This is a genomic window from Aneurinibacillus uraniidurans (assembly GCF_028471905.1).
Taxonomy (GTDB): Bacteria; Bacillota; Bacilli; order Aneurinibacillales; family Aneurinibacillaceae; genus Aneurinibacillus; species Aneurinibacillus uraniidurans.
The window spans coordinates 925,682-947,199 of the sequence record NZ_CP116902.1; the positions used below are offsets into that span (position 1 = coordinate 925,682).

The 21,518-nt window shown below is 48.0% G+C and carries 21 protein-coding genes, 1 riboswitch and 1 other annotated feature; of the genes, 17 read left to right on the plus strand and 4 right to left on the minus strand.

The features are described 5' to 3' along the window. Window positions 1-39: 39 nt before the first annotated feature. On the minus strand, window positions 40-762 hold the full coding sequence (locus tag PO771_RS04615) for an alpha/beta hydrolase (protein ID WP_272562108.1): 723 nt from the start codon (window positions 760-762) through the stop codon (window positions 40-42). A gap of 197 nt (window positions 763-959) precedes the next feature. On the opposite strand from PO771_RS04615, the gene pdhA reads away from it, so the two are divergent. Genes pdhA through lpdA form a run of 4 tightly spaced genes read left to right on the plus strand, consistent with a single transcriptional unit; the run spans window position 960 to window position 5,764 of the window. After that, window positions 960-2,000 carry a pyruvate dehydrogenase (acetyl-transferring) E1 component subunit alpha gene (pdhA, locus tag PO771_RS04620; RefSeq protein ID WP_272562109.1) on the plus strand — a complete coding sequence of 347 codons (1,041 nt, stop codon included), beginning with the start codon at window positions 960-962 and terminating at the stop codon, window positions 1,998-2,000. Window positions 2,001-2,002: 2 nt separating this feature from the next. Further along, window positions 2,003-2,983, plus strand: a complete 981-nt coding sequence (locus PO771_RS04625) for an alpha-ketoacid dehydrogenase subunit beta (protein ID WP_272562110.1) — start codon at window positions 2,003-2,005, stop codon at window positions 2,981-2,983. Between the two features lie 40 nt (window positions 2,984-3,023). Beyond that, window positions 3,024-4,346 carry a dihydrolipoamide acetyltransferase family protein gene (locus PO771_RS04630; RefSeq protein ID WP_272562111.1) on the plus strand — a complete coding sequence of 441 codons (1,323 nt, stop codon included), beginning with the start codon at window positions 3,024-3,026 and terminating at the stop codon, window positions 4,344-4,346. A gap of 5 nt (window positions 4,347-4,351) precedes the next feature. After that, the gene (lpdA, locus tag PO771_RS04635; RefSeq protein WP_272562112.1) at window positions 4,352-5,764 is read left to right on the plus strand and encodes a dihydrolipoyl dehydrogenase; all 1,413 of its coding nucleotides are present in this window, start codon (window positions 4,352-4,354) and stop codon (window positions 5,762-5,764) included. Between the two features lie 419 nt (window positions 5,765-6,183). Here the strand turns inward: lpdA and PO771_RS04640 are convergent, their stop codons facing one another. Further along, the gene (locus PO771_RS04640) at window positions 6,184-7,044 is read right to left on the minus strand and encodes a methyl-accepting chemotaxis protein (RefSeq protein WP_422664980.1); all 861 of its coding nucleotides are present in this window, start codon (window positions 7,042-7,044) and stop codon (window positions 6,184-6,186) included. Between the two features lie 243 nt (window positions 7,045-7,287). Here PO771_RS04640 and PO771_RS04645 point away from each other — a divergent pair, with 243 nt between their 5' ends. The 12 genes from PO771_RS04645 (at window position 7,288) to PO771_RS04700 (ending at window position 19,314) form a co-directional block, all read left to right on the plus strand. Next, complete coding sequence (locus PO771_RS04645) at window positions 7,288-8,712, plus strand: nicotinate phosphoribosyltransferase (RefSeq protein WP_272562114.1); 1,425 nt, start codon at window positions 7,288-7,290, stop codon at window positions 8,710-8,712. A gap of 113 nt (window positions 8,713-8,825) precedes the next feature. Next, a complete protein-coding gene (locus tag PO771_RS04650; protein ID WP_272562115.1) occupies window positions 8,826-10,181 on the plus strand; it encodes an S-layer homology domain-containing protein in 1,356 nt (451 codons plus the stop codon). Between the two features lie 120 nt (window positions 10,182-10,301). Continuing rightward, window positions 10,302-10,820, plus strand: coding sequence for a YqeG family HAD IIIA-type phosphatase (locus tag PO771_RS04655; RefSeq protein WP_272562116.1), 519 nt, complete (start codon window positions 10,302-10,304; stop codon window positions 10,818-10,820). Between the two features lie 10 nt (window positions 10,821-10,830). Continuing rightward, window positions 10,831-11,934, plus strand: coding sequence for a ribosome biogenesis GTPase YqeH (gene yqeH / locus PO771_RS04660; RefSeq protein WP_272563097.1), 1,104 nt, complete (start codon window positions 10,831-10,833; stop codon window positions 11,932-11,934). 62 nt (window positions 11,935-11,996) lie between these two features. After that, window positions 11,997-12,854, plus strand: a complete 858-nt coding sequence (gene aroE / locus PO771_RS04665) for a shikimate dehydrogenase (RefSeq protein WP_272562117.1) — start codon at window positions 11,997-11,999, stop codon at window positions 12,852-12,854. A gap of 19 nt (window positions 12,855-12,873) precedes the next feature. After that, the gene (yhbY, locus tag PO771_RS04670; protein WP_272562118.1) at window positions 12,874-13,167 is read left to right on the plus strand and encodes a ribosome assembly RNA-binding protein YhbY; all 294 of its coding nucleotides are present in this window, start codon (window positions 12,874-12,876) and stop codon (window positions 13,165-13,167) included. After that, window positions 13,151-13,750 carry a nicotinate-nucleotide adenylyltransferase gene (locus tag PO771_RS04675; RefSeq protein ID WP_272562119.1) on the plus strand — a complete coding sequence of 200 codons (600 nt, stop codon included), beginning with the start codon at window positions 13,151-13,153 and terminating at the stop codon, window positions 13,748-13,750. The genes yhbY and PO771_RS04675 overlap by 17 nt, the downstream gene beginning before the upstream one ends. After that, complete coding sequence (yqeK, locus tag PO771_RS04680) at window positions 13,740-14,327, plus strand: bis(5'-nucleosyl)-tetraphosphatase (symmetrical) YqeK (RefSeq protein WP_272562120.1); 588 nt, start codon at window positions 13,740-13,742, stop codon at window positions 14,325-14,327. The genes PO771_RS04675 and yqeK overlap by 11 nt, the downstream gene beginning before the upstream one ends. 5 nt (window positions 14,328-14,332) lie before the next feature. Further along, window positions 14,333-14,677, plus strand: coding sequence for a ribosome silencing factor (rsfS, locus tag PO771_RS04685; protein WP_272562121.1), 345 nt, complete (start codon window positions 14,333-14,335; stop codon window positions 14,675-14,677). Continuing rightward, window positions 14,658-15,440 (plus strand): class I SAM-dependent methyltransferase, encoded by a 783-nt coding sequence (locus PO771_RS04690; RefSeq protein WP_272562122.1) that lies wholly within the window; start codon window positions 14,658-14,660, stop codon window positions 15,438-15,440. The genes rsfS and PO771_RS04690 overlap by 20 nt, the downstream gene beginning before the upstream one ends. A 45-nt stretch (window positions 15,441-15,485) precedes the next feature. Further along, window positions 15,486-15,719 (plus strand) — a binding site (T-box leader). 69 nt (window positions 15,720-15,788) lie between these two features. Continuing rightward, entirely contained in the window at window positions 15,789-18,248 is a 2,460-nt protein-coding gene (leuS, locus tag PO771_RS04695; protein ID WP_272562123.1) for a leucine--tRNA ligase, read from the plus strand. A gap of 91 nt (window positions 18,249-18,339) precedes the next feature. Continuing rightward, window positions 18,340-19,314 (plus strand): ABC transporter substrate-binding protein, encoded by a 975-nt coding sequence (locus PO771_RS04700; RefSeq protein ID WP_272562124.1) that lies wholly within the window; start codon window positions 18,340-18,342, stop codon window positions 19,312-19,314. 31 nt (window positions 19,315-19,345) lie between these two features. Here PO771_RS04700 and comER read toward each other — a convergent pair whose 3' ends face one another. Both comER and PO771_RS04710 read right to left on the minus strand, forming a co-directional pair. Then, window positions 19,346-20,182: a late competence protein ComER gene (gene comER / locus PO771_RS04705; RefSeq protein WP_272562125.1), complete on the minus strand. Its 837-nt coding sequence runs from the start codon at window positions 20,180-20,182 to the stop codon at window positions 19,346-19,348. Between the two features lie 108 nt (window positions 20,183-20,290). Continuing rightward, window positions 20,291-20,539 (minus strand): DUF2533 family protein, encoded by a 249-nt coding sequence (locus tag PO771_RS04710; protein ID WP_272562126.1) that lies wholly within the window; start codon window positions 20,537-20,539, stop codon window positions 20,291-20,293. A gap of 96 nt (window positions 20,540-20,635) precedes the next feature. Here PO771_RS04710 and PO771_RS04715 point away from each other — a divergent pair, with 96 nt between their 5' ends. Continuing rightward, on the plus strand, window positions 20,636-21,280 hold the full coding sequence (locus PO771_RS04715; protein WP_272562127.1) for a helix-hairpin-helix domain-containing protein: 645 nt from the start codon (window positions 20,636-20,638) through the stop codon (window positions 21,278-21,280). A gap of 102 nt (window positions 21,281-21,382) precedes the next feature. Next, a riboswitch (SAM riboswitch) is annotated at window positions 21,383-21,485 on the plus strand. Window positions 21,486-21,518: the final 33 nt, after the last annotated feature.

Below are 21,518 nucleotides of genomic sequence, written 5' to 3' on the forward strand. Positions count from 1 at the left end.
CTGCCTCCTCCACCAGGGATTTTTTATCCTGGTGGTTTTTTATTTTGGCACGCCAAAGAAAAAAGTAAGGGCATCAGGGAGTTCGCGCTGCCAGAATCCCCAGTCGTGTCCACCTGAGCGTTCCACGTACGTGACGGAAGCACCGCGTTCTTCGAGTAGCGCTTTCATCTCACGGTTCAGAGCAAGAAAGTCAGCTGTTCCATCCCAGACAGGTACGGCAGTTTCTTCTAGTCCGATAAGCATATAGATCATCAAAGAGCGAAGTTCCGGCTTACGTAACACACCTTTCATTACCTCTGGGTAGAACGCTCCAGACAGGGAGAGTACGTGAGAGAAAAGTTCTGGATGTTCAAGAGCCAAATCCAGGCTGACAGTACCGCCCAGCGAATCACCAGCGAGCACCCGCTGACTGACGGATACTTCCTGTTCAACGGCGGGCATAAGTTCTTCGATGAAAAAAGACTTGTACAAATGATTGCGTGAGCGATTTGTACCATATTCACTCGTGCGGTTCTCACGAGATACTGTAACAGCAGCTATTATGAATGGATACAGTTCACCGTTGAGAATCATTTCTTGTGCTACTGTTGCCCCCCGGCCAAAGTTGAGAAACTGCTCGCCATCCTGGGCATATACAATTGGATACGCTTGATCCGCATTGTATCCCGGTGGCAGATACAGCTTGTAGGAGCGTATTTCCCCTAGATAGTTGCTAGTAATTTCACGACGTAGGATGGTTCGCTTTCGTAAGTTTTCCTCCATAAATACAACGTCTCCTCTCGCAATGTATGCAAAATAATTGGACATGCTAACAATGAAGTGCTATACTCATCGCGAATTCAGAATACGTAAACTGTATTTGTTCTGTAACACGATGTGTTATAGTTGGTGTTTGTTCTATTACAGTAGTGTTAACCGAATTTTACTTAATTCATTTTTATAAAAAGGAGCTGTCATTGATGTTACAAATTCTTTCGCCTGAAGGCAAGATTACCGACACACAGCAACCTCAAGTCGATAATGCGACACTTCAAGAATTAATGCACAAAATGGTGTATACCCGAGTGTGGGACCAACGTGCAATCAGCCTGAATCGTCAGGGACGCCTGGGCTTTTATGCACCGGTTGCCGGACAAGAAGCGTGCATGATTGGGAGTCAGACTGCACTTGATAAGCAGGACTTTATTTTGCCAAGTTATCGAGATATTCCGCAAATTGTTTGGCATGGACTTCCACTGTACCAAGCATTTCTGTATTCACGCGGACACTTCCATGGCGGTCAAATCCCGGAAGATGTAAACGTTCTTATGCCACAAATTATCATTGCTGCCCAAATTACGCAGGCGATGGGTGTGGCCATGGCATTCAAACTGAAAAAAGAAAAACGAGTTGCGATCACATACATCGGGGATGGCGGTACATCACAAGGTGATTTCTACGAAGGTCTTAACTTCGCTGGTGTATACAAAGCGCCTGCTATCTTCTTTGTACAAAATAACCGATATGCGATTTCAACGCCATTCTCCAAGCAAACAGCCGCTGAATCCGTTGCGATCAAAGCACAGGCAGCTGGCATTAAAGGTGTGCAGGTAGATGGTATGGACGTACTTGCTGTCTATAATGCAGTGCGTGAAGCGCGTGAACGTGCGCTGGCAGGAGAAGGTCCGACACTCATTGAAGCACTCACATTCCGCTACGGCCCGCACACGATGGCCGGCGATGACCCGACGCGCTACCGTAAACAGGAAGAGATGACAGAGTGGGAACAGAAAGATCCACTTGTACGTTTCCGTTCATACTTAGAAAGCCAAAACCTCTGGTCCAAAGAGGATGAAGATAAAGTAATCGAGCAAGCAAAAGCTGAAATTGCCGATGCGATTAAAAAAGCAGACGCGCAGCCGAAGCAGAAGGTGACAGACCTCCTCGACATTATGTACGAAGAGAAAACACCACTCCTGCAAGAGCAATATGACGAGTACAAGCAGAAGGAGATGAAGTAGTCATGGCACAAATGACGATGATTCAAGCGATTACAGATGCGTTGCGTACTGAGATGAAAGCAGATCCGAATGTTCTTGTTTTCGGGGAAGACGTCGGTGTAAACGGCGGGGTATTCCGTGCGACAGAAGGATTGCAGCAAGAATTCGGTGAAGAGCGTGTCATGGATACACCGCTTGCTGAATCCGCAATCGGCGGTATGGCAGTCGGCCTGGGTCTGCAAGGATTCCGTCCGGTAGCCGAAATTCAATTCTTTGGTTTTGTATTTGAAGTATTTGATTCGGTTGCGTCTCAGGCAGCCCGTATGCGCTACCGTTCAGGCGGTAAGTACAACGCGCCGATTACATTCCGTGCTCCGTTTGGTGGCGGTGTAAAAACACCAGAACTGCACGCAGACAGCCTAGAAGGTTTGTTCTTGCAAACACCAGGTGTAAAAGTTGTTATTCCGTCTAATCCTTATGATGCAAAAGGACTTTTGATCTCCGCGATTCGCGACAATGACCCGGTTATTTTCCTTGAGCATATGAAGCTGTACCGTTCATTCCGTGGTGAAGTACCAGAAGGATCATACACAGTGCCGATCGGCAAGGCTAATGTTGTCAAAGAAGGAAAAGACGTTACGATCATCACATACGGTGCCATGGTTCAAACATCACTCAAAGCGGCAGAACAAATCGAAAAAGACCGCAATGTAAGTGTCGAAGTCATTGACCTGCGTACGATTAATCCGCTTGATGTAGAAACGATTATTGCATCTGTTGAAAAGACAAATCGTGCCATTGTGGTACAGGAAGCGCAGCGCCAGGCAGGCGTGGCGGCTGAAATTATCGCTCAAATTAATGAGCGTGCGATTTTGTCTCTTGAAGCACCAGTTCTGCGTGTAACAGCTCCAGATACTGTCTTCCCATTTGCAGCTGCAGAAGATGTATGGCTTCCAGACCCGACTCGCGTAATCGAAGCCATTAACAAAGTGCTTGATTTCTAAACCTGAGTGATCGATACGAATATCCAAAGGAGGGTTCCGCATGGCGTTCCAGTTTAAAATGCCGGACATCGGTGAAGGCATTCATGAAGGCGAGATTGTAAAGTGGCACATTAAAGAAGGAGATCAGGTCGAAGAAGATCAGATCATCATGGAAGTGCAGAACGATAAGGCAGTCGTGGAAATTCCATCCCCGGTAAACGGGAAGGTTCTCGCTATTAAAGTAGAAGAAGGCACGGTAGCGGTTGTTGGTGATGTACTGGTTGAGTTTGACGCAGAGGGTGCACCAGCAGAAGAGGCACAACCACAAGCTGAACCAGCTGCTGCGGAAAAAGCAGAGCAGAAGACTGTGGAAAGTGCTCCAGCAGCACAGGCTCCTATTCAGCAAAATGCTGCACCTGTTGATGAATCCAAGCGTGTATTTGCCACTCCGGCTGTTCGCAAGCTAGCCCGTGAGCGCGGCATTAACATCCGTCAGGTAGCAGGAACCGGCAAAAACGGACGGATTACGCGTCAGGACGTAGAAGCATTCGCATCCGGTGGTGCACCGGTAGCACAGGCTGTACCAGTTACCGCTCCGCAAGCGGCACAGCAGGCAGAGAATGTGGTTCCTGCGGAAGCAAAAGCAGCGTCAGCAGCAGCTCCGGTTCAAACACCGGCAGGACTCGAAGAGCGCAAGCCGCTTAAAGGCATCCGCAAGGCCATTGCAAATGCTATGGTCAAATCGATGTACACCGCTCCGCACGTTACAATCATGGACGAAGTCGATGTAACGAAGCTGGTTGACATGCGTACACGCTTCAAACCACTGGCGGCTCAAAAAGAAGTGAAATTAACATACCTTCCGTTTGTCGTTAAAGCAGCGATTGCTGGTCTGCGCCAGTTCCCGGAACTGAATGCAAGCATTGATGAAGAGACAAACGAAGTGGTACTGAAAAAATACTACAACATCGGAATTGCAGCAGCGACAGATGAAGGTCTGCTCGTGCCAGTGATTAAGGATGCTGACCGCAAACCGCTGTGGAAAATTGCCGGGGAAATCTCCGAACTGGCGACAAAAGCACGCGAGCGTAAAGCATCTGCTGATGAGCTGAAAGGCAGCACATTCTCGATTACGAATATCGGTTCAGCAGGCGGCATGTTCTTTACTCCGGTTATTAACTATCCAGAAGTAGCAATTCTTGGTGTTGGCCGTATCGCGAAGAAACCGATTGTGAACGAAAATGATGAAATCGTAGCAGCTCCAGTACTTGCCCTCTCACTTAGCTTTGACCACCGCCTCATTGATGGGGAGTTGGCTCAGCTGTACATGAACTACATCAAGAACTTGCTGCAAAATCCTGAAATGCTTGTTATGGAGGTGTAGAATCCATGGTAGTAGGGGAATTTACGACAGAATTAGACGTTCTCGTCATCGGAGCAGGTCCAGGTGGGTATGTGGCAGCCATTCGCGCTGCCCAGCTCGGTAAGAAAGTAGCCATCGTGGACAAGTCAGAGGTGGGTGGCGTCTGCCTAAATCGGGGATGTATCCCATCCAAGTCCTTGATCTCAGCGGCACACCGCTTCGAGCAGGCAAAAGACGGCCACGAAATCGGCATTAATGTCGGTGACGTAAGCGTTGATATGAAAAAGGTTCAGGAGTGGAAGCAAAGCGTTGTGAGCAAGCTGACAGGCGGTGTACGCTCCCTTCTGAAAGGAAACGGTGTGGAGATTATCGAAGGCGAAGCACTGTTTGTCAACGAAAACGAAGTGCGTGTGTTTCATGGCTATGACGTGAATCGCTATCATTTCAACCATTGCATCATCGCAACTGGCTCCCGCCCAATTGAAATTCCGGCGCTGCCGTTTAGCGACCGCATTCTGTCTTCGACGGAAGCTTTGACACTTGATCATATTCCAAATAAGCTGCTTGTTGTTGGTGGTGGCTATATTGGGATCGAGCTTGGCACTGTATTCGCGAAGTTAGGTGCACAAGTAACGGTGCTGGAAGGATCGGATGGCATCCTGCCAGGCTTTGAGAAAAACATGGTGCAGCTTGTGAAGAAAAAGCTGAAAAAACTGGGTGTAGAGATTCATACGAATGCTCTTGCAAGCAGCAGTGAAGTAACAGGCAATGGTGTCAAAGTTACAGCCAAAATCGGCGATAAAGAAGAAGCGTTTGAGGCGGATTACTGCCTCGTTACTGTTGGACGTCGCCCGAATACGGATGAACTTGGTCTGGAAGCAATCAGCATGAAAATGACTGATCGCGGCTTGATTGAGATCGATAAACAGTGCAAAACAAATGTGCCAAACGTATACGCTATCGGCGATATCGTAGCGGGACCTGCGCTCGCACATAAAGCGTCATATGAAGGCAAGGTAGCAGCAGAAGTAATTGCGGGGCTGCCAAGTGAAATCGATTATCTGGCGATTCCGGCGGTTGTTTTCTCTGATCCAGAGATGGCAAGCGTTGGCTTGACAGAAGATCAAGCAAAAGCGGAAGGCTACAACGTGAAAACAGGTCGTTTTTCTTTCGGTGCGAACGGTCGCGCCCTCAGTGTAAATGAAACAGACGGCTTTGTGAAAGTGGTAGCGGATGAAGCAGACGGCCGTGTACTCGGCGTACAGATCGTTGGACCAGAAGCATCTGACTTGATTGCCGAAGCAGGACTTGCGATTGAAATGGGTGCAACATTAGAAGACATTGCACTGACCATTCATGCGCATCCAACGCTTGCGGAAGTGACGATGGAAGCTGTAGAAGCGGCACTTGGACATGGGGTTCATTCCTTGTCAAAGTAACTCGGCGAGCGTGAATTCAATAAGCTGAAAATGGTAAGACGGAAGCTGCCCTAAAAGCCAGAACATGGCGAATGGGGCAGCTTCTTTTTGTAGAATCGACAACGTTTTGGGGATGAGGGAGCGGGATCGGGCGGGGCAACGGAACGCCTGTACGCGACCTCCCAGCGGAAGGGGCTGGACGGACGGGCCTTTGCCCACAATACTTCGAGGTACATACATCGTAGGCATCTTTTGTGGGCGAGTTCGTCTGGCACCTGGAGCGGACAGTCCAAACTTCTTCGTAAGCGTATCGAAGTGACGAGGTCCCGCCCGATCCCGACTCCTCCACCACACTTTGGAGAAAACCGCCCCCAAGAAAAGAAAGAGGCTGCCTTCAATCGCTGTGTTACAGCTTTTGAGACAGCCTCTTCCATTTATGATCATTGAGTCAGCGTTTCCGCTACCTCGCTTACTTTGCGTGAGTTTTCTTCGAGAGATGACATAGATGCGCTAATCTCCTGAGTAGCAGCAGCCTGTTGCTGAGCGAGTCCATCGAGGTTTTTGACTTCTTTGGCGATCTCTTCGATTGTGTTCGACATCTCCATTAAGTTCTTTGAGATTTCTTCCACATTCTCACGTGTACTTGAAGCAAGCTTACGTACTTCATCGGCTACTACGGCAAAGCCGCGACCGGCATCTCCGGCACGAGCTGCCTCGATCGCTGCGTTGAGTGCTAGCAGGTTTGTCTGATCGGCTACTTGCTTAATGAGATTGATTACTTTGCCGACGGTGCTGAGGGCGTTCTGTGCGTTTTGTGAATTGACGGCCAGTGCGCCAACAGCATCTGCCATGCTTGTTGCACCAGATGCGATTTCTTCCGTTGCAGTAGTCGTCTGTTCTGTTGTTTGCATTAATTCAGACGCCATCTTCTTCAGGATTTCTTGTTTATATGTAGGCATCGCAATTCCAAGTGCTCCGATGACTCGGCGGCTATCATCATAGATAGGCATTGTGTTGCCCGTATAGCCGAAATTAAAGGTGGACTCGTGTTCAGAGACGTTTTGATTAATTTTGCGTTTCTGGTCCATAGCCTGACGCATAACGGTATTCGCTGGTAGGGGAGAACCGACTTTGAAGCCAAATTTGATATGTTTTCCTTCCCAGTACCCTACAATTTTTTCTGTATCAGATACAATAAAAGTATTTTCCTGATTAAACATATCAAATAGATGAGAACATGCTTTTAAGAGAGCGCTAAAATCATCACAGCGGTGCTCATGTTCTTGAGTCGTCATAAACATTCACTCCTGTCCTGAAGGTAATTGTTAATCTTTTTCTTTTTTGTTTTAAACTATATCTTCTTAATGATAGAACAAAAGTCTGTATTTGCAAATAGTTAAAAGAGCACAGATGATGAGGATAGCAGGAGAGAATACGGCTGCATATATTCCATAAATTTCGATTAGGGTGCATACTAATAAGAAATGATTTTGTCGGAGAGAGACCTTATTCCGAGCGATAATCAGAAGGGAGGTTCACAGAAAATGAACCAGACAATGAGCACAGATTTGTATCAGATTAATATGATGTACGCGTACTACAAGCGGGGAATGGAAAATACTCGGGTTGTATTTGATATGTTTTTTCGGAAGCCACCGTGCGGCAATGGGTACGCACTGTTTGCAGGTCTTGAGCAGGCGCTTCATTTTATTGAGAATATAAAATTTACCGAAGAGGACCTGAGTTATTTTCGCAGTCTATATCCGTATGAAGAAGCGTTTCTTGAACGACTGGCCAATATGAAATTTACAGGAAATATCGCGGCTGTGCGAGAAGGAACGGTGGTATTTGCTGGTGAGCCGCTTGTTCGGGTAGAGGCCCCTGTGATGGAAGCACAGCTGATCGAGACAGCGCTGCTTGCGATGATTAATCATCAGACATTAATTGCGACAAAAGCAGCGCGTATTGTGCGGGCGGCTGGTAACGATCCGGTACTGGAATTTGGACTGCGCCGAGCTCAAGGGACGGAGGCGGGCTATTATGGCGCACGTGCCGCGTATATTGGTGGGGTCGCAGCTACTTCGAACATCATGGCAGGACGTGATTTTGGGATTCCGGTCAAGGGAACGCATGCGCACAGCTTTGTGCAGCTGTTTGAAGATGAGCAAGAAGCGTTCCGTGCATATAATGAAGCATTCCCGGATGAGACGACGCTATTAGTTGATACATACGATGTGCTCGGTGTTGGTGTGCCACATGCGATTGAAGTAGGGCTGGAATTACAGAAGCAAGGTAAGAAGCTTGTCGGCATTCGTATCGACTCGGGTGATCTGGCGTATTTATCGAAGAAAGCACGCAAGCAGCTGGATGAGGCAGGATTGACCGATGTTGCGATTGTGGCTTCAAGCGATCTGGATGAGATGCTCATTCGCGATCTAAAGACACAGGGAGCTAAAATTGATGTATGGGCAGTTGGTACGAATCTGATCGTGGCACAGGGGTGTCCGGCGCTTGGTGGCGTGTACAAGCTTGCCGCTATCCAGGAGAACGGAGAATGGAAGCCGTGTCTAAAAATATCGGAGAACCCGGCCAAAATCACAACACCTGGCTATAAGCGGCTGGTGCGCTTTTATGATGAGCAGAGTGGACAGGCGCTTGGTGATTTGGTGGCATTTGCAGAGGAAGAGATTCCGAGTGACATGATCACCTTGTTTGATCCGCTATTTCCACATAAACGAAAAACCATTCGGAGATATCGAATGGAGGAGCTGCTTGTACCAGTTATAGAGAATGGTCAGCGTATCGGAAAGCCAGTTTCGCTTGAAGAAAGCCGGGTGCATGCGAGGGAACAGCTGGCTCATTTCTCAGATGAAGTGAAGCGCCTTGTCAATCCACACGGCTATCATGTAGATTTAAGCCAGAAGCTGTGGGATAGCAAGCAGGAGTTGCTACAACGTTCACGTCTATAGAGGAATCCATGTATTCTCTTCCTCATCTTTTTTCTCCATACTATGAAACTTTTTCCACACTTTTCTCGTATGTAAGTAATGAAGAGATTACATATATGCGAGGAGAGGTAAATATGAAAAAACGTAATGCTGCAGCTGGTTTGCTTAGTTTGTCTATGCTGTTCGGGGGTTCAGCAGTTAGTGTGTTTGCAGCTGAACCTGCACCTGTGTTGTCTTCGCAGGCGCAAAATATGACACGCGGTGAGTTTTTGCTCATGCTGGATAAAATGGTTAGTCTGCCTGATACAGCAGTACACAGCCAGTATAAAGATGTTCCGGCGGGAAGTGCCTTGTCGAAAGTGATCGATAAGATGCGAGCGAATGGCGTTGTTGCTGGAAATAGCGCACAAATAAACCCGAACCAGCCGATTACCCAGATTGAGGCACTGGCGTTCGTTGGCCGTGCGCTTGGTATTCCGAATAAGGCCCTGCCAGGTAGTACAGTAGATCTGCCGAAGTCACATTGGGCATACGGTACGGCAACCTGGTTATCAGCAGCGGGGGCCAATATTGATTGGAAGCAAAGTGATCGTATCCTGACAACAGCGGAAGGGGACGCACTGCTTGCACAGCTTTTGAAAACATCGCCAGAAGCGAAACAAAAGCTTGAACAGTCTCAGAAGGCACAAGCAGCTGTGAAGTCGTTCAAAATGAATGGTACGATGACGATGCAAGTTAAGTTTGATGAACGTGCGCTTGCTTCTATGCCATCTGACGCTCGCAAACAAATGGATACATTGGATGAGCCACTCAAGATGAAGATTGCTGCGGCATTCTCGCTGCCGGATCACATTAAAATGGAAACAGAAATGAAGCTCCCGGCCATGCCAGGACTCGCTCCTGAGATGAAAATGGAGCAGTATATTATCGGCCATGATATGTACATGAAAGTGAACATGCCAGGTATGCCGGAGAACAAAGAAAATCCGTCTGGCTGGATGAAAGCGTCGAATGCGTTTCCAATGGATATGAAGGCAATGATGGAACAGCAAATGCAAGGTATTCCACCGGAGCTTGAAAAAAATACGTTCTACTCGATTACTAAAGACGGGCAGCTTAGCTATAAGACCCGTATTAATAGTTTGAAAGATCTGATGAGCATGGTTCAGGGCATGCAGGGTATGGGCGATATGAAAGCAATGTTTGATGAAGCGGACAAGATGGTTCAATCGATTTACTTGCAAGGTACAATGAAGCTTGATGAAAAAACACAAATGCCTGTTGTGAATAACAATCAAATCGTGATCAACTTCAAGCCACAACAAGATATGCCGCTTACCCAAATGATTATGACGCAAGATCTAACATATAGCGATTATAATGCGGATGTTAAGATTGAACTGCCAGCGGAAGCAAAAAATGCTCAGGTCGTTCCGATGATGGGCGAGAAAACAGCAACAGAATCTGGAACAAAATCTACAACAAAATAATATGTACGGGAGAGAAAGGCATGCGTAAGAAGCATGCCTTTCTTTTATAGGGGGAATATGGTATAGTAAATGCCGGATTTATGCGCATGATTATACGTAAAAACCAGATGGAGGGGTCGCATGATTACCTCGTTATTGATTCCGGATCTACACGTCGATTCGATTTATGACATTGATTTGGTGCAGCTAAAGCAGCGTGGTGTGAAAGGGATTATCACTGATCTGGACAATACGCTGATTGAATGGGATCGGCCTGAGGCAACCCCGGAGCTTATGGCATGGATCAAAGAGCTCAAGGAGCAAGGGTTCTCCGTTGTGATTGTGTCCAACAACAATGAGATTCGTGTATCTAAGGTTGCGGAGCCGCTCGGTGTTCCCTATATTCATCATGCGAAAAAACCGACAACGAACGCATTTCGTAAGGCAACGCGCGATATGGGACTGTCCGTGCAGGAAACAGTTGTCATCGGAGATCAGTTATTTACCGATGTGCTCGGCGGCAACCGCATGGGCCTATATACGATTCTCGTTGTACCGGTCTCGCAGACAGACGGCCTGATTACCCGTTTTAACCGCGGACTGGAACGAGCTGCATTGAGCTGGATGAGAAAACGCGGAAAAATTCCGTGGGAGGATTAGAATGAACAATATGGAACATGACATTTACTGTGCGGGATGCGGGGTCGAGATTCAGACGGAAGACCCGAAGAAGGTTGGCTATGCGCCGACTCAGGCACTGGAGAAAGAAACGATTATTTGCCAGCGCTGTTTCCGTATCAGACACTATAATGAAGCGTCTACTGTTACACTTGGTGACGATGAATTCGTGCGTATTCTGAATAGCATTGGTGATACGAAGTCCCTTGTGGTACAGGTAGTTGATATTTTTGATTTTAACGGAAGCTGGTTGCGTGGTCTGCAACGCTTCGTCGGCAATAATCCGATTTTGCTTGTTGGCAATAAGGTGGACTTGCTTCCGAAGAACGTCAATCGTAACCGTTTGATCAACTGGATGCGTAAGTCAGCGGCTGACCTTGGTTTGAAGCCGGTTGATGTCATTCTTGTGAGCGCACATAAGGGTGAGGGGATCGATCGTCTAGTAGCGGCGATGAATGAGTACCGTCGTGGACGTGATATTCATGTTGTCGGTGTAACGAATGTCGGTAAATCCTCGCTTATTAACCGATTACTGAAGCAGTTTGGGGAGTCTGAGCTTGATATTACAACATCGCAGTTCCCTGGAACAACGCTGGATGTAATTGAGATTCCACTTGATGAACGCTCATCCTTATATGATACACCGGGGATTGTGAATCGCGATCAAATTCTGCATCTGGTAGCGCCATCTGAGCTCAAGCTTCTTTTGCCAGATAAGCAGCTGAAGCCGAAGACGTATCAGTTGAATGATAAACAGACGCTATTTATTGGTGGCCTTGCACGGATTGACTTCGTGAAGGGAGAGCATCAGCCGTTTGTATTCTACGTTTCGAATCAGCTTACCATTCACCGTACGAAGCTGGAGAAGGCGGATGAGCTGTATGAGAAGCATTTAGGCGAGCTGCTTTCACCGCCAGGAAAAGAAATGGCAGAAAACATGCCGAAACTCGACCGTTTCACGTTTAAAGTGCCGGCAGGTAACCAGGATATTGTCATCTCCGGTCTCGGCTGGATTGCGCTGCATGGGAGCGGTGCGAATGTGGAAGTGCGTGTGCCAAAAGGTGTAGCGGTCAGCATCCGTCCATCGCTTATATAAACACGAGAGAGGTGCCCCTGCCGCTTGCTGTAGGGGCATTTTTGAAACGGAGGAGAGAGGGCATGAATAGCCAGACCGTCATAATGGGACTTCTTGGCCATCCCGTCAGTCATTCGCTGTCACCGTTGATGCACAATCGGGCATTCGATGTGCTCGGCTTGAATATGCGTTATGCGGCATTTGATGTAGAGCCTGCACGCATCGGGGAAGCTGTTGCGAGCATTCGAGCCCTTGGACTTCGTGGTGTGAATGTCACGATTCCGCATAAAGTAGGTGTGATGGAGCACCTTGATGAGATTGATGAAGAAGCGCGTTTTATTGGGGCGGTCAATACGATTGTAAATGAGAATGGGCGCCTTATTGGGTATAATACAGATGGAAGAGGGTATGTTCGCTCTCTTGTTGAAGAAACGGGAGTTGTACTGGCTGAACAGTCGGCTTTAATGCTTGGAGCAGGAGGAGCAGCACGCGGTGTGGCATTTGCTTTACTTGCATCTGGATTGCCTAAGCTTATCATTGCGAACCGAACGCGGGAAAAAGCAGATAGCCTAGTTCGTGATCTTGGACGTATCTATCCGCAAGCACAGTTGACTGCGATCTGTACGGAAGAAGTCGATGCTTGTGTAGCAGATGTAACATTGCTTATACAGACTACTTCAATTGGTATGCACCCGCATATCGACGTTAGTCCATTGGATGCGAAATATTTGCATGATGGACTGCTTGTCAGTGATCTGATTTACAATCCGCTCGATACGAAGCTATTGCGAGATGCGGCTTACGTAGGTGCACGTACGCATCGAGGGGTTGGAATGTTTATTTATCAGGGGGCGTTGAGCTTCGAGTACTGGACGAAGCAGCAAGCACCTGCCCAGGAGATGCGTGAGACTGTTATGGACGCACTTACGCATCGCAAATAACGGAAGGGGACTACTAAACGTGTTAACAGGCAAACAAAAACGGCATTTACGCGCATTGGCGCACCATCTTAACCCAATCTTTCAAGTGGGGAAGGGTGGCGTAAACGATAATTTGATCAAGCAAATTGATGAAACGCTAGAAGTGCGGGAGTTGATTAAAGTATCAATCCTGAACAACTGTGGAGAAGACAAACATGAAGTAGCAGAAGCGATTGCGGAAGGAAGCGGCGCGGAAGTTGTTCAAATCATTGGCAGTACAATTGTGCTGTACAAAGAATCGCAGGAACACAAAACGATTGAGCTTCCGAAATAAAAAACGGCGCATCGGTGTGTACGGTGGGACGTTTGATCCTGTGCATACCGTGCATCTGATTGTCGCAGAACGAGCACGTGATGCGCTCGCGCTCGACGAAATCTGGCTCATGCCAGCCCGCATTCCACCGCACAAGCAGGATAAAGTCATTACGGCCGACCGCCACCGGGTTGAGATGCTCAGGCGGGCTGTAGCGGGGAACCCGTTTTTTCAGATTAATACGGTTGAGCTTGATGTACAGGAGAGCATGCCATCGTATACGTATGATACGATGTGCAGACTGATAGCAGCCCATCAGGACGTGGATTTTTTCTTTATTATTGGTGGCGACATGGTGGAATACTTACCGAAGTGGCATCGAGTAGACGAGCTGCTTCGCATGGTGCAATTCGTGGCGTTAGCCCGTCCAGGGTATTCAATGAACACGCCGTATCGGGAGCGGTTGATTGAAGTGGATATGCCGCAGCTTGATGTCGCTTCCAGTCAGGTGCGCGATCTAATCCGGAGCGGACATTCCATCCGTTATCTTGTGCCGGAAGCGGTTAGACTATATATAGAGGAGAACGGGCTGTATGAATCGTGAACAATTGTTGGCGGCTGTCAAAGAACAGGTCACGAAGCATCGCTATGAGCATATCCTAGGCGTCGTAGAAACAGCGAAAAAGTTGGCTAAGCGCTATGATGCAGATAAGAAGAAGGCAGAACTCGCAGCGATTCTTCACGACTACTGCAAGTTCTGGCCGGAAGAAAAAATGAAGCAGATTATTGAGGACACTCCACATATTCCAGATGATTTGCTTGAGTACGATAAAGAGCTATGGCATGCTCATGTGGGAGCGGAAGTAGCCAGACGAGAGCTTGGCATTGAGGATGAAGAGATACTGGATGCCATTCGCTACCATACATCCGGTAGAGAAAATATGACACTACTGGAGCGAGTTGTATGTCTGGCGGATTATATCGAGCCGAATCGTCAGTTTCCCGGCGTGGATGAACTGCGGAAGTTGGCGAAGGAAGATCTGGACCGGGCGCTGGCACAGGCGCTTGGTGGCACGATCACGTTTCTTGTGAATCGGGAAAAGAAGATTTATCCGCTCACGGTACTTGCACGCAACTCGCTCGTAAAACCAAAAAAGAAGCAAGCCAAGGAGGACGCATAACGACCATGACAGAACTCGATATTGCCAAAATTGCCGCGCGTGCGGCAGACGATAAAAAAGCACAAAAGGTAATGCTCCTTGATATTCAAGGATTGTCAGTTATCGCTGACTATTTTGTAATTTGTCACGGGAATTCTGAGCCGCAAGTACAGGCGATTGTCGATAATATTAAAGACAGTGTGGAAGAAGCAGGAGCTACAATTAAAGGACGAGAAGGATATGATGATGCACGCTGGGTGTTGATGGATTTAGGGGACGTTGTCGTTCATGTGTTCCATCGCGATGAGCGTGAGTTCTACAATATTGAGCGCCTGTGGAAAGATGCCCGTGTTGTCGAATTCGAAGAATAACACCAGCTATCGTCGTCTTGCGGACGTGTACGACCATCTCATGGCAGATGCACCGTATGATCAGTGGATGCAGGTGGCGGTTGAAGTATGGCGTCATGCCGGAGTTCGTCCAGCTCGTGTGGCAGAGCTTGGTTGCGGCACAGGGTCATTGACCCGGTACTTATTGGAGCATGGCTTAGAAGTATGGGGTGTCGACTTATCAGCCGATATGTTACACGTCGCCAAGGAGAAAGTTGAACGGAGCCATCCGGATGCTCCTGTTCACTGGTTATGCCAGGACATCCGGGAGCTTACGCTTCGTTCGCAAGTAGATAGCGTGCTATGCTTTTGCGATACGCTGAACTATATTCCAGATGCGGATGGCATACAGCGTGTATTTGCCCATGTATACGAGGCGCTTGTACCGGGCGGCACGTTCCTGCTTGATGTACATACCCCATACAAAATTGCGGAAGTGTTTGGCAACGAGTCGTTTACCCATCAGGATGAGGAAGTAGCCTATATATGGGAGAGTACGTATGATCCAGAAGCAGAAGCGGTTGAGCATGACTTGACGCTATTTGTGCAGGAGCAGAACGGATTATATCGGCGGTTCCATGAACTGCATCGCCAGCAGGCGTATCATCTTGCTGATCTGACAGATTGGCTTGCAGCAGCAGGATTTGAACTGTTATCGATTACCGCTGATTTTACGAGACAGCCGGTGGAAGCAGACAGTGAACGGGCATTTTTTGCAGTGCGGAAGCCTGTCAGGGAAGATTAGTTGACAGTAGTAGAATATGTTGCATATAATCGTACATAATTGCACATACAGGTTAAGAAGAGGAATAGTAATGACGAGCAGACGTATGCAGAGAGTTAACGGATGGTGTGAGTTAACCGTCTGACGTAATGAACTCACCTCGGAGCCGACAGCGGGAATGATAGTAGCGCTGTCCGCGTGATCCACGTTATGGATTATAAGGTGAACGCTTGCATGCTTTAGTGTGCATATTGCGTTAACTAGGGTGGTACCGCGGGAAGTAGGCTTCTCGTCCCTGGGTTTTCCCGGGGATGGGAGGCTTTTTTTGTTGTATTTTTGAAGACGTAAGATGTTTAGGAGGGCAAGCAAATGTCAGCTTACAAGCCGCATGAGATTGAAGAGAAGTGGCAGCAGTACTGGAATGAAACAGGGGCCAACGTAACAAATGAAGACGATAGTAAACCAAAATTTTACTGCCTTGAGCAGTTTCCGTATCCGTCCGGTCGCCTGCATATGGGGCATGTGCGCGTATACTCGATTGGGGATGTTGTAGCTCGCTATAAGCGCATGAGTGGGTATCAGGTACTTCATCCAATGGGTTGGGATGCCTTCGGGATGCCAGCAGAGAACGCAGCCATTAAGCTTGGTGCACAACCGGCAAAGTGGACGTATGAAAACATTGATTTCATGCGTAATCAACAGAAAAAACTTGGTGTGAGCTATGACTGGGATCGCGAATTTGCGACCTGCTCACCGGATTACTATAAAATGACACAGCAGCTTTTCTTGCTGTTCTATGAACGCGGTCTTGCTTATCGCAAAAATGGTGCCGTAAACTGGTGCCCGAATGACCAGACTGTACTTGCGAATGAGCAAGTAGAAGAGGGCTGCTGCTGGCGCTGCGGCACGGAAGTGGTGAAGCTTGATCTTGAACAGTGGTATTTCAAGATTACAGATTACGCCGACCGTCTGCTTGAAGATCTGGATCAGCTGCAAGGCTGGCCGGATAAAGTTAAAACGATGCAGCGTAACTGGATCGGCAAGAGCACGGGGGCTGAAGTCACGTTTGAAGTGCCGGAAATTAATGAATTGTTGACGGTATTTACAACGCGTCCTGATACGCTGTACGGTGTTACATTCATGGTCCTTGCACCGGAGCATCCAGCTGTGCGCAAGTTAATTGCGGGTAAAGACAATGAGCAAGAAGTTACTGACTTCATTGAGCGTATTCGTAAAGAATCAGACATTACTCGTACAGCGGCCGATGCGCCGAAGGAAGGGATGTTCACAGGAGCGTACGCTCGTCATCCGCTGACTGGTAAAGATGTACCGATCTGGATTGCCAACTATGTCCTGATGGACTACGGTACAGGTGCAGTTATGGCTGTTCCGGCACATGATACACGTGACTTCTCATTTGCGCGTCAATATGACCTGCCGATTGTACGTGTTATCGCACCAGCTGGAGAAGATGTAGATGTGTCTGCTGAGATGGAAGAAGCATTCACCGAAGATAGTGTGCTCGTGCAGTCTGCAGAGTTTGATGGTATGCCAAACCGGGAAGCGCTTGTAAAAATTGCCGACAGTCTGAAAGAAAAAGGCATTGGCGGTTCTACCGTTTCATATCGCCTGCGTGACTGGCTTGTATCTCGTCAGCGCTACTGGGGGGCACCAATCCCGATTATTTACTGTGATACATGCGGCACCGTTCCAGTTCCAAAGGATCAACTGCCAGTTCTGCTTCCAGAAGATGTTGTGATCGACGGGGCAAGCAATCCGCTGGCTAAGTCAGAGGAATTCGTGAACACTACATGCCCGTGCTGCGGTGGTGCGGCACGCCGTGAAACAGACACGATGGATACGTTCATTGATTCGTCCTGGTATTATTTGCGGTTTACTGATTCGAAAAACGATGAGATTCCGTTTGAAGCGGCAAAAGCAAATAAATGGCTGCAGGTTGACGAATATATTGGCGGGATTGAGCATGCGATTCTGCACCTGCTGTACTCCCGTTTCTTCACGAAAGTACTGCATGATGCAGGCATGGTTAACTTTACCGAACCGTTCAAGAGCCTGCTGACGCAGGGCATGGTTCTTAGGGACGGCGCAAAAATGTCGAAATCCAAAGGCAACGTTGTGAGCCCGGATGAGATCATTCAGAAATATGGGGCGGATACGGGACGTCTATTCATCCTGTTCGCAGCTCCACCGGATCGTGACCTAGAGTGGAGCGATTCTGGTGTAGAAGGCAGCTTCCGTTTCTTAAACCGCGTCTGGCGGGTAGTAGAGACAAATGCAGAGCTTGTAGCGAGCCATCCAACTGTGAATATGTCTGACAGCGATGCAAAAGAATTAAATCGTACGCTGCATGCGACAATCAAAAAAGTAGGCGACGACATCGGTGAACGCCGTCAGTTCAACACAGCGATCAGCTCGATCATGGAGCTTGTTAATAAAATTTATGCGTATCCGGAAACAGCAGACCGCGGCATGTTCGCTCATGCGATTGAAACAACAATCAAGCTGCTTGCGCCGTTCGCACCGCACATCGCTGAAGAAATGTGGCGAATGATCGGACACGAAGACAGCGTGCATCATCAGGCATGGCCGACATTTGATGCATCGGCGCTTGTGCTTGACGAAATCGAGATCGTACTGCAAATCAACGGCAAAGTGCGCGACAAAATGATCATTCCGGCAAGCGCGACAAAACAGGACATGGAAGCGCTCGTGAATGAAAATGACAAAATCAAGGAATTGATTGCAGGTAAGACCGTGCGTAAGGTCATTGCGGTACCGGGCAAACTTGTTAATATTGTTGTTGGATAATGTGATAGTATTCCTCTAATCCTCCGTGCTATAATCTTGACAAGCATAAGGCTTACAAGACTTTAGTTGAGAGAGTTGGAGGAGAGGTAAGATGAGAAGAGCAGCAGTTGTATGCATTCTGTTTGTATTCGCGATGATGATGGCAGGATGTGGTCAGGGAAAGCAGGCGGCGAATAAGCAAGTGAAAGTGGGCATTACCCAACTTGCTGAGCATCCGGCGCTTGACTCGATTCGCAAAGGCATTGTTGACCAGCTGGCAGCGGAAGGATACAAAGATGGTTCGTCCATGAAGCTTGAATACATTAACGCGCAGAACGACATGAACAATGTCGCGGCAATTGCCGGGAAGATGGCAGCGGATCGTAAGGATATCATTATCCCGATTACGACGCCGTCCGCGCAGGCTGTTGTTAACCAAGCGAAAGACACACCGGTTGTGTTCTCGGCTGTTACCGACCCGGTAGCGGCAAAGATTGTCCCATCACTTAATAAGCCAAAGGCAAATGTGACGGGTACATCAGATGCGTCTCCGATGGATAAGCAGGTAGAACTGGTGAACGCTTTTGTTCCGAAACTGAAAAACCTCGGTGTCATCTATACGACGGGTGAAGTGAATTCATCTGTTCAAGTTGACATGATCGAGAATGCAGCAAAGGCAAAAGGCATTAATGTTGTGCGTGTCGGCGTAACGAATTCAAACGAGGTAAAACCGGGTGCAGAATCGCTGGCTGGTAAGGTGGATGCGATTCTCATTCCGGTCGATAATAACGTAGTGTCTTCGTTTGAATCGCTGTTGAAGGCGGCTAATGCTGCGAAAATTCCAGTGTTTGCGTCTGATAGCGACACAGTGAAGCGCGGTGCGGTTGCGACGTACGGTATTGACTATTACAAGCTGGGCAAGCAGACAGGTGTTATGGCTGCGCGCGTGCTGCGCGGTGAGAAGCCAGGAGACATTCCGGTGGAGACACTAAAAGATGTTCAGTTGATTGTGAATACGAAAGCGGCGCAAAGCTTCGGCCTGTCTATCCCTGAGCAACTTAAAAAGGGAGCACAGATCGTTAAATAATGTGCTACCCAAAAAATCCCCTCCACAGTAGTTAGTGGAGGGGATTTTTTTTGTCAGTAAACTGTTCCTGTACGTCACGTAAATCTGTGTGGAATTTGCGCTGGGTGGCCTGCACGAGATGATTGAATGTGTCTTTTGTTTCCTTATCCAGCACATTTAGACCGATGCCGGTCACACCGCCAGGTACACACACTTTGGCCTGTAAGGATGGCAACGAGTAGCGTCCGTCTTCGAGCAGACGACCCATGCCAATAACCATCGCCGTCATCATCTCAGTCGCCTGCTCCTCCAAAATTCCGGTTTCTTCTACGGCACAATCGATATAGCGCTGCATAAGAAAACTAAAAAAAGCAGGTCCGCAGCTTGTGATATCCGAAGAAATGCGCGTGTGTTCCTCCTCAATCTCAATCGGTGTACTGATTGCAGTGATTAGCTTCAGGAGGGTCATTCTGTCTGCTGGTGTCAGGCGAGAGCCGAATGTAACAAGGGAAGCTCCGGAATGTGCTGTGTTTGTAATGCTTGGAATAATACGAGCGATTTTAGCTGGGCTATACGCTTCTAATCGTTTAACACCGATTGAGCTCGTAATTGATAGAACCAGCTTTTGAGGAGTCAGGTATGCCCCAATTTCATCAAGGACAGTCCGGTATTCAAGAGGCTTAACGCAAAGAAAAATAATGTCTGCTTTCTGAGCTACATGAATGTTCGTTCCGGTATGCAGACCAGAATGTTTTTGCATGAGAACAGCGAGCTTCTGAGGAGAACGATTGGAAGCGATGATCTGATTGGGTGCTATAGCACCTGATTCAATAAAAGCCTCTAGCAACATGCCCCCCATGCTTCCAGTGCCAATAAAGCCGATATGCATCTGAATCCCTCCGGCTTTGTTTTTATTATTCGTAATACTGTATGGGAGCCAGGAGAGATTCAGTACACATATTTTTACTGATGTGATAAAATGTAAATAAATGGAATATTATTTACTTGCGCTTTCGATCATGTCCGCTGTAACAAATTTACGTGGCGGCAGATGGTGGCGCTGTGCCAGTTGATTGATTTGTTGAGTAACTTCGTTAATAGAAGCAAGATCAACAGCCTCTCCTGCGCGGTGTTGTTCAATCGCCCGTTCAATTCGGACTTCACGCATCACATCAAGTTTGCGATACAGAACGATATACTCCGCCTGACTAGCCGAATGGGCTGAAATCGCATGATGAACACTCATAGTTAGTAACCTCCTTGTTTCCGGTATAAATCCAGAATTGTTTATTTAAATTATAGGCAAAGCAATAGCAAATCACAAGCAGGGGGAATAAAAGAGATGAAAGAATGGCTGCGTACACGAAAAAAACGAGTTGCTAGTATTATATGCGCTTTATTCCTCGGTAGTAGTTTTTATTTGTATAACACGAGCAAAGCGGAGCCAGAACTTGTTCCTGTGACAGCAGCAGCTCCTGCTACAAAAGAAGCACATGATTCGAGATCAGGCCAGAAGCCAGCGCAGGAGACCGATGCTTCTCTTCCTGCTACGCCGGTTACTGTGGATGTGAAGGGAGCGGTCATTCGACCGGGCGTATATACGCTGTCACCTGACTCCCGTGTACATGAAGCGATCAAGCAGGCGGGTGGTCTGGCACCGAATGCAGACAGCCGCAGTGTGAACGGAGCAAAGAAGCTGGTGGATGGGATGCTGATTTATGTGCCGCACCAGGGAGAGACGCTGCCGATGCCAGGCGGGGAGAATAGTACAACCGGTACAGATAGCGGGAAAGTGACTGTCAATCTGAATCAGGCGACATCTGAACAACTCCAGACCATTCCGGGCATTGGCCCAGCGAAAGCGGCGGCGATTCTGGAATACCGGGAGAAAAAAGGGACGTTTAAGAAAGTAGAAGACATTACGAACGTGTCTGGTATTGGACCGAAAACATTGGAGAAAATTCGTGCTCATCTCACCGTTGAATGAAAAAGAATAAAAAAATTTTTCAGATTAAGTTGACAGGTCGGAATAGTGCGCCTATAATAAATAACAAGAACAGCACGACACACGTACACAACAAAATAGTATCTCTTATCGAGAGAGGCGGAGGGACTGGCCCTATGAAGCCCGGCAACCGGCACGACGTGCAAGGTGCTAAATCCAGCAAAGCAATGGCTTTGGAAGATGAGAGCGGTGATACATACCTGAGTATGCAACCCTCTTC

Excerpts from the sequence above, each read along its gene's own strand:
- PO771_RS04615 (WP_272562108.1), bottom strand. The coding sequence starts at position 762 with ATGGAGGAAAACTTACGAAAGCGAACCATCCTACGTCGTGAAATTACT.
- pdhA (WP_272562109.1), top strand. The coding sequence starts at position 960 with ATGTTACAAATTCTTTCGCCTGAAGGCAAGATTACCGACACACAGCAA.
- PO771_RS04625 (WP_272562110.1), top strand. The coding sequence starts at position 2,003 with ATGGCACAAATGACGATGATTCAAGCGATTACAGATGCGTTGCGTACT.
- PO771_RS04630 (WP_272562111.1), top strand. The coding sequence starts at position 3,024 with ATGGCGTTCCAGTTTAAAATGCCGGACATCGGTGAAGGCATTCATGAA.
- lpdA (WP_272562112.1), top strand. The coding sequence starts at position 4,352 with ATGGTAGTAGGGGAATTTACGACAGAATTAGACGTTCTCGTCATCGGA.
- PO771_RS04640 (WP_422664980.1), bottom strand. The coding sequence starts at position 7,044 with ATGTTTATGACGACTCAAGAACATGAGCACCGCTGTGATGATTTTAGC.
- PO771_RS04645 (WP_272562114.1), top strand. The coding sequence starts at position 7,288 with ATGAACCAGACAATGAGCACAGATTTGTATCAGATTAATATGATGTAC.
- PO771_RS04650 (WP_272562115.1), top strand. The coding sequence starts at position 8,826 with ATGAAAAAACGTAATGCTGCAGCTGGTTTGCTTAGTTTGTCTATGCTG.
- PO771_RS04655 (WP_272562116.1), top strand. The coding sequence starts at position 10,302 with ATGATTACCTCGTTATTGATTCCGGATCTACACGTCGATTCGATTTAT.
- yqeH (WP_272563097.1), top strand. The coding sequence starts at position 10,831 with ATGGAACATGACATTTACTGTGCGGGATGCGGGGTCGAGATTCAGACG.
- aroE (WP_272562117.1), top strand. The coding sequence starts at position 11,997 with ATGAATAGCCAGACCGTCATAATGGGACTTCTTGGCCATCCCGTCAGT.
- yqeK (WP_272562120.1), top strand. The coding sequence starts at position 13,740 with ATGAATCGTGAACAATTGTTGGCGGCTGTCAAAGAACAGGTCACGAAG.
- rsfS (WP_272562121.1), top strand. The coding sequence starts at position 14,333 with ATGACAGAACTCGATATTGCCAAAATTGCCGCGCGTGCGGCAGACGAT.
- leuS (WP_272562123.1), top strand. The coding sequence starts at position 15,789 with ATGTCAGCTTACAAGCCGCATGAGATTGAAGAGAAGTGGCAGCAGTAC.
- PO771_RS04700 (WP_272562124.1), top strand. The coding sequence starts at position 18,340 with ATGAGAAGAGCAGCAGTTGTATGCATTCTGTTTGTATTCGCGATGATG.
- comER (WP_272562125.1), bottom strand. The coding sequence starts at position 20,182 with ATGCATATCGGCTTTATTGGCACTGGAAGCATGGGGGGCATGTTGCTA.
- PO771_RS04710 (WP_272562126.1), bottom strand. The coding sequence starts at position 20,539 with ATGAGTGTTCATCATGCGATTTCAGCCCATTCGGCTAGTCAGGCGGAG.
- PO771_RS04715 (WP_272562127.1), top strand. The coding sequence starts at position 20,636 with ATGAAAGAATGGCTGCGTACACGAAAAAAACGAGTTGCTAGTATTATA.